Source organism: Streptomyces sp. AcH 505 (genome assembly GCF_000818175.1).
Classification (GTDB): domain Bacteria; phylum Actinomycetota; class Actinomycetes; order Streptomycetales; family Streptomycetaceae; genus Streptomyces.
This window is the reverse complement of record NZ_JTIY01000002.1, coordinates 675,238-681,797: the sequence shown is the minus strand read 5'-3', so window position 1 is coordinate 681,797 and position 6,560 is coordinate 675,238. Positions and strand designations below refer to the sequence as shown.

The 6,560-nt window shown below is 72.3% G+C and carries 7 protein-coding genes and 2 pseudogenes; 7 read left to right on the top strand and 2 right to left on the bottom strand.

Translation table 11 applies throughout. The features are described 5' to 3' along the window. The 7 genes and pseudogenes from HY68_RS45825 to HY68_RS33175 form a co-directional block, all read left to right on the top strand. Positions 1 to 223: pseudogene (locus HY68_RS45825) on the top strand (ATP-binding protein); the annotation flags it as partial. Further along, the gene (locus tag HY68_RS33200; protein WP_041998877.1) at positions 220 to 651 is read left to right on the top strand and encodes a roadblock/LC7 domain-containing protein; all 432 of its coding nucleotides are present in this window, start codon (positions 220 to 222) and stop codon (positions 649 to 651) included. The pseudogene HY68_RS45825 and the gene HY68_RS33200, both read left to right, overlap by 4 nt. After that, positions 648 to 1,013 carry a DUF742 domain-containing protein gene (locus HY68_RS33195; protein WP_041998874.1) on the top strand — a complete coding sequence of 122 codons (366 nt, stop codon included), beginning with the start codon at positions 648 to 650 and terminating at the stop codon, positions 1,011 to 1,013. The genes HY68_RS33200 and HY68_RS33195 overlap by 4 nt, the downstream gene beginning before the upstream one ends. After that, the gene (locus HY68_RS33190; protein WP_241778838.1) at positions 991 to 1,701 is read left to right on the top strand and encodes an ATP/GTP-binding protein; all 711 of its coding nucleotides are present in this window, start codon (positions 991 to 993) and stop codon (positions 1,699 to 1,701) included. Before HY68_RS33195 ends, HY68_RS33190 begins: the two co-directional genes overlap by 23 nt. Positions 1,702 to 1,787: 86 nt before the next feature. After that, positions 1,788 to 3,002: a cytochrome P450 gene (locus tag HY68_RS33185; RefSeq protein ID WP_042000578.1), complete on the top strand. Its 1,215-nt coding sequence runs from the start codon at positions 1,788 to 1,790 to the stop codon at positions 3,000 to 3,002. Further along, positions 2,999 to 4,258: a cytochrome P450 gene (locus HY68_RS33180; RefSeq protein ID WP_041998871.1), complete on the top strand. Its 1,260-nt coding sequence runs from the start codon at positions 2,999 to 3,001 to the stop codon at positions 4,256 to 4,258. Before HY68_RS33185 ends, HY68_RS33180 begins: the two co-directional genes overlap by 4 nt. A 63-nt stretch (positions 4,259 to 4,321) precedes the next feature. Continuing rightward, entirely contained in the window at positions 4,322 to 4,879 is a 558-nt protein-coding gene (locus HY68_RS33175; RefSeq protein WP_041998869.1) for a hypothetical protein, read from the top strand. A gap of 36 nt (positions 4,880 to 4,915) precedes the next feature. On the opposite strand, the gene HY68_RS33170 is transcribed toward HY68_RS33175, so the two are convergent. Beyond that, complete coding sequence (locus HY68_RS33170; RefSeq protein WP_041998866.1) at positions 4,916 to 6,262, bottom strand: NtaA/DmoA family FMN-dependent monooxygenase; 1,347 nt, start codon at positions 6,260 to 6,262, stop codon at positions 4,916 to 4,918. Positions 6,263 to 6,272: 10 nt separating this feature from the next. Continuing rightward, positions 6,273 to 6,560 (bottom strand): annotated as a pseudogene (locus HY68_RS33165) (nitrilotriacetate monooxygenase); the annotation flags it as partial.

The window sequence follows — 6,560 nt, the reverse complement described above, 5'->3', positions numbered from 1 at the left end:
AGACGCCCCGCCGCTGTCGGCCCCTGGCGACGCGGCGGAGGACGCCCCCGCCTGGTCGCCGGAGGCCGCGGCCGCTTCGATCTCCAGCGTGGTGGCCGGCACGCTGAAGGGCCGCAGGACCAACGCCGCGGGCGGCGGGGACGTCAGCGACAGCGACGAGACTGACAGCACAGCCGTGGACAGCGACGACGTACCTACACAGAATGATGGAGGCCGGTCATGACCGGAATCGCCCGACTCCCCGACCTGGGCTGGATGTTGGAACCCCTGACCGCGCTGCCCGGCGTCCGGCACGCCGTCGTCCTGTCCGAGGACGGGCTGCTCCGTGGCCGGTCGTCCGCCGAGTCGGCGCCCGCCCTGGGCAAGGACACCGCGGACACGCTGTCGGCGGCCAGCGCCGCTCTGGCGGCGACCAGCAAGTCCACCGCCGCCCTGCTGTACGGGGAGGACGCGGCGGTGCGGCAGGTGATGGTGGAGTCCGATCGCGGCTTCGTGCTCTTCACCTCGGGCGGTGTCGGTGCGCAGTTGGGCGTCGCTGCCGAACTCGACGCGGACATGGGGCGGGTGGCCCATCAGATGCAGGTCCTGGTCGTGAAGATCAACGAGCACCTGAGCAGCCCCGCGCGGGAGCCGGTGAGCCCGTCGTCATGACGGAACCGCAGGAACGGACCGTCCCTGCGATCCGGCCCTACGTCATCACCGGCGGCCGGGCGGACGCCGAGGGGCCGACGCTGTCCTGGGAGTCCCTGGTGGTCGCCGTCGACCCGGAGCAGCCGGCCGGGGCAGCGGCGTTACAGCCGGAGCACCGCGACATCCTGGCGTACTGCCAGGGGCTGATCTCGGTCGGCGAGGTCGCGGCGTACATCGACCAGCCGCTGCCGGTCGTCCGGGTGCTGCTGTCCGACCTTCTGACCTGGGGACTGATACTGACCCGTCCGCCCATTCGCCGGGCCGAACGCACCGACGTGAGCATGCTGCAAAGGATCCTGGATGGCCTCGAACAACAAATCTGAGCCGTCGTCGGGCGTCGGTGTCATGGAGAGCGGCGCGCCGGACGGGAGCACGGCGGACGGGAGCACGGCGGACGCGGGCGCACCGGGCGGAAGCGCGCCGGGCGCGAGCGCACCCGCGTACCTCGCGCCGGGCGTCGCGGGGGCTGCCAAGATCATGGTGGTCGGTCCGCTCGGGGTCGGGAAGACCACCCTGATCGGCACGGTCTCCGAGATCGCGCCGCTCCAGACCGAGGCGGCGATGACGCAGGCGGGCTCCCGGGTGGACACCGGCGGGCCCGCGGCGAAGACCACCACCACGGTCGCGCTGGACTTCGGCCGGATGACGCTCGGCGGCGAGCTGGTGCTCTACCTGTTCGGCACGCCGGGCCAGCACCGCTTCCTGCCCGCCTGGCGTGACCTCGCCATCGGCGCGCTCGGCGGACTCGCCCTCGTGGACACCCGCGACCTGAGCGCCAGCTTCGACGCCCTCGGGCATCTGGAGGACCTGGACCTGCCGTTCGTCGTCGCCGTCAACCAGTTCCCGGACAGCCCGACCCACCCCGAGGACGACCTGCGGACCGCACTCGACCTGCTGCCCAGCACTCCCCTGGTGATCCTGGACGCCCGTGACCGTACCTCCAGCGTCCGGGCGCTGATCACGCTCGTGCGCCACCTCATCCACATCGACTCCGTCAGGGAGCTCGCGTGACCGCCACCCCCTCCGCCGTCCCACCGCACGACGCCGTCCCACCGCACCAGCAGGTCCCGGCCGTCGACCCCCGAAGGCCCACGCCGCTGTACGGACCGGAGCTGGACGGCGACACGCTGCCCGCCCTGTACGAGGAACTGCGGCGCGTACACGGTCCGGTGGCCCCGGTGATACTCGCCCCCGGACTCGACGCCTGGCTGGTCCTGGGCCACAGCGAGCTGCTGCGGCTCACCCGGGAGGAGCACCACTTCTCCCACGACCCGCGCCGCTGGCGGCTCATGCAGGAGGGCAAGGTGCCCGCGGACTCGCCGATCCTGCCCATGGTCGGCTACCGGCCCGCTGTGCTGTTCGCCGACGGCCGCGAGCACCGCCGGATGCGGCAGCCCGTCTCGCTCGCCCTGACCGGCGTGGACGGACACCAGCTGCGCCGTACGGTCGAGGCGGCGGCCGAGCAGCTGATCGCCGGGTTCGCCGACCGCGGCGAGGCCGATCTGGTGCTGGACTACGCGCGCAAGCTGCCGATGCGGGTCATCACGGGTCTGCTCGGTCTTGACGAGGCCACCGGGCAGGACCTGGTGCGGGCCATCTCCGGGCTGTCCCGCGCCGACGCGTCGTCCGCCGACTCCGGAAAGCGGATGGACGAGATCCTGTACGCGCTCATCGCGGAGAAGCGGCGCCGGCCCGGCACGGACATCACCTCCGTCCTGCTGCGCCATCCGGCGAATCTGTCCGACCCCGAGGTGCAGGCCAATCTGGTGTCGATCCTGGTGGCCGGCAACCAGACCGTCCTCAACTGGATCGCGACCACGCTGCGCATCATCCTGTGCGACCCGTCGTTCCAGTCGTCGCTGACGGGCGGCCGGCTCAGTGTCGACGACGCGCTCGACCTGGTCCTCTGGCGGTTCCCGCCGACGCAGAACTTCCCCGCCCGGTACGCCACGGGCGACCTGCGGTTCGGCGGTCAGGACATCCGTACGGGTGACATGCTCATCCTGGGACTGGCCGGCGCCAACGCCGACCCGAGCATTCTTCCCGACGACGGCGTCCCGGTCGTCGGCAACCGCTCCCATCTGGCCTTCGGTGCCGGGCCGCACGCCTGCCCCGCGCAGGACCCGGCGCGGCTGATCACCAGGACCGCCGTGGACACCATCCGCCACCGGCTGCCCGACCTCAAACTGGCCGTACCGGAATCGGAGCTGTCCTGGATCAACTCTCCCTGGAGCAGGGGGCTGCGTGCCCTGCCCGTCCGATTCACCGCCCCGCAACCGCACCTCGCACGGCAGGCAGGAGCACTCCGTTGACCTCGTCCCACACGCCCGAACCGCCCGTGGACGTCCCGTACCGGATCGACCCGGCGGGCGGCTGTCCGCACGCCACCAACGCCGCCCTCCTCGCGCGCGGTGGGGTGGCGTCCGTCGTCCTGCCCGGCGAGGTGCCGGCCATGGCGGTCCTGGGGCACGAGGCGCTCAAGGAGTTCCTGGCCCACCCCGATGTCGCCAAGGGCGACACGCACTTCGCGGCGCTGCACGACGGGCGGATCCCGGAGGACTGGCCGCTGCGGGCCTTCGCGAGCGTGCAGGGCATGACCACCGCCGACGGGTCCGAGCACCGGCGGCTGCGCTCCCTGGTGACGGCCGCTTTCACCCCGCGCCGGGTCGAGGCGCTCAGGCCGAAGGTGGAGGCGCTGACGGCCGAGCTGCTGGACGGCCTGGACCGGGTGGCGGCGGAGGGCGACGGCACCGTCGACCTGCGGCGGCATTTCGCGCTGCCGCTGCCGCTCGACGTCATCAGCGAACTCCTCGGCGTCGACCGCGAACACCGGGAGCAGCTGCACGAGCTGTCCAACCGGATCGTGAGCACCGACGTCAGCCCGCAGGTCGCGCAGGCGGCCAGCCGCGATGTGCTCGCCGCGCTCGCCGCCGTCGTCGAAGCGCGTCGTGCGGCGCCGGGGGACGATCTCACCAGCGCCCTGATCGCGGCCAGCGAGAGCGAGAACGACCAGCTCAGTGAGGCCGAACTCGTCGGCACGCTGCTGCTGATGATCATCGCGGGGCACGAGACGACGCTGAACCTGATCGGCAACAGCGTCCGCGCCCTGTGCGCGCACCCCGACCAGCTGGAGCTGGTCCGCGAAGGGCGGGCCAGCTGGTCGGACGTGGTGGAGGAGACGCTGCGCTGGGACAGCCCCGTCAGCTACTTCCCGTTCCGCTACCCCACCCGTGACCTGACGGTGGACGGCACCACGATCCCCACCGGCACCCCGGTCCTCGCCGCGTACTCCGCCGCCGGGCGTGACACGGCGGCCCACGGTCCGGACGCCGACCGCTTCGACATCACCAGGGAGACCAACCGCCACATCTCCTTCGGCCACGGCCCGCACTTCTGCCTCGGCTCGCCGCTGGCCAGGCTGGAGGCGACCATCGCCCTGGAGCAGCTGTTCACCCGCTTCCCCGACCTGGACCTCACCCTCCCGGACGCCCAACTCCCCCGGCACGCCAGCTTCATCGGAAACGGCGTACAGGAACTGCGCGCCCGGCTGCGCGGCCCGGTCCGCTGACGGCGCGCGCCGTGTGACAGGGTCGGCGGTGACCGAAGGCAGCAGAGGGTGAAGGGGAGTTCCGTGGACGCACGGACGTGGGACGGGCTTGTCAGCTCGATGAAGGCCGCCTACAGCGCGGAGCTGGGCCAGGGCGCCGTGCCGAGGCCGGTCATCATGCCGCTGGTACGGGGCGAGTTGGTGGGGCTCATTTGGGTCCGTCCCTTCACGGCGGGCGACGACGGGCAGACCGCCGTCGCCGAGCTGTCGAACATCGCCGCCGCCGCAGGCGCGGACGAGGTGGTGCTCGCCTGGGAGAGCGACGACGTCGCCACCGCCTGCCGGCTGCCCGTGTCGGGCCCCGCCCCCTGCCTGAACATGGTCCACGCCACGCGGGACGGGCATGTGCTGCACCGGTTCCCGTACGAGGAACAGGCCGGCGCCGGCTCACCGGCCGAACCGCGGTGGCTGCCGCCCCTCGCGCCCGAGCCGGCCGGTGAGTTGGTGCCGCCCGTCCAGGCCGCTGTCAACTACGCCTTCATCCCGATGGAGATGGACCATCCGAACCCGTTCGGCGTCACGGTGGTCCTGATGGAGAAGGACGGCCATCAGGTACGCCTGTCGGAGACGTTCGCCCGCTGAACGCCCGTCGAGGGCGGCGACGGCGACGCCAGGACGTCACAGCGGCGGCAGGTCCAGGTGCTCGCGCAAAGTGGCGCCCTCGTACGCGGTGCGGTAGACGCCCCGCTCCTGGAGTTCCGGCACGAGCTTGTCGACGATGTCGTCGATGGAGGCCGGCAGCAGATGCGGCAGCAGGTTGAAGCCGTCCACCGCGCGGCTGCTGACATAGCGGGTCCACTCGTCGGCGACGGACGAGGGGGTCCCGACGAAGGACGGGTGGCCCGGGGAGACCTCGGCCACCAACTCACGTATCGACAGGTTCCGTTCGGCGGCGAGGTCACGCCACTTCTGGATCAGGGCCAGCTTGCCGCTGCGGCGCTCGATCGAGATCGTGCCCCGCGAAGGGTCGAGTTCGTCCTCGGTCGGCTCGATGTCGGGCAGCGGTCCTTCCGGGTCGTAACCGGACAGGTCGGTGCCCCAGTACTGCTCCAGGAACGCGATCGAGCGGGGGCCGTTCACCTGCTCGCCGCGCACCCAGCGGGCCTTCTCCGCCGCCTCGGCCGCGGTGTCGCCGAGGACGAGGCTGGCGCCCGGCAGGATCCGCAGCGAGTCCGGCGTACGGCCGTGGCGGGCCAGCCGGTCGCGCAGGTCGGCGGCGTAGGCGACGGCCTTGCCGTACTCGGTGTTGGCGGAGAAGACCACATCGGCGTGGCGCGCGGCGAGTTCGCGTCCGCCGTCGGAGTCACCCGCCTGGAACAGCACGGGGCGGCCCTGCCTGCTGCCCGGCAGGGTGGCGGTCGCCCGCAGCCGTACGAGGTCGCTGTCCCGCTCCACCGGGCTGACGGCGTCGGGCCTGGCCCAGCCGGCGGCCTGCCCGTCGGGCGCGACGGCGTCCGGGGCCCAGGACGCCCACAGCTCCTTGGCCGCCTCGACGAACTGTCCCGCCCTGTCGTAGCGGCGTTCGTGTTCCAGCCAGCCGCCACGGCGGAAGTTGGCGCCCGTCCAGGCGTTGTCGGTCGTGACGATGTTCCAGCCGGCCCGGCCGTCGGACAGCAGATCCAGGCTCGCCAGCCTGCGGGCCAGGTCCGCCGGGTAGTTGTAGGTGGTGTTCTGCGTCGCGACCAGGCCGATCCGCTCGGTCACGGCGGCGAGCGCGGAGAGTTGGGTGATCGCGTCGGGGCGGCCGACCACGTCGAGGTCGAAGACCTGGCCGCGGTTCTCCCGTACCCGCAGCCCCTCACCGAGGAAGAACGCGTCGAACAGGCCGCGTTCGAGGGTCTGCGCGATCTCCACGAACGTCTCGATCGCCGTGTGGGAGGGCGCGTCCGGGTCGGTCCAGATCAACTGCGGCCCGACGCCGGTGAAGAACACGCCGAGGTGGATCCGGGGTTGGGGTTCGGTCATGGCACTCACCTCAGTTGCTCGTCGCCGCGGCGGCGAATCGGTTGGCGGGGCGGGGCAGGCCGAGCGTTTCGCGCAGGGTGGCGCCCGCCCTCGGAGCGCGGGTCAGCCCCGCGGCGGCCAGCTTCGGCAGCACCCGCTCGGTCAGGACCGGCAGGTCGACGGCGAGTACGGCGGGGTGCAGCCTGACCCCGTCGACCGACTCCGCCAACCGGCCCAGCAGATCGACCAGTTGCTCCGGTGAGCCGACATGGCGCACCGCACCGGAGGCCGGCCACTCGGCCGCTCCGTCCAGCTCGGC

Bases quoted from the DNA above. Each gene is read 5' to 3' on its own strand.
- HY68_RS33200 (WP_041998877.1), top strand. From the start codon at position 220: ATGACCGGAATCGCCCGACTCCCCGACCTGGGCTGGATGTTGGAACCC.
- HY68_RS33195 (WP_041998874.1), top strand. From the start codon at position 648: ATGACGGAACCGCAGGAACGGACCGTCCCTGCGATCCGGCCCTACGTC.
- HY68_RS33190 (WP_241778838.1), top strand. From the start codon at position 991: ATGGCCTCGAACAACAAATCTGAGCCGTCGTCGGGCGTCGGTGTCATG.
- HY68_RS33170 (WP_041998866.1), bottom strand. From the start codon at position 6,262: ATGACCGAACCCCAACCCCGGATCCACCTCGGCGTGTTCTTCACCGGC.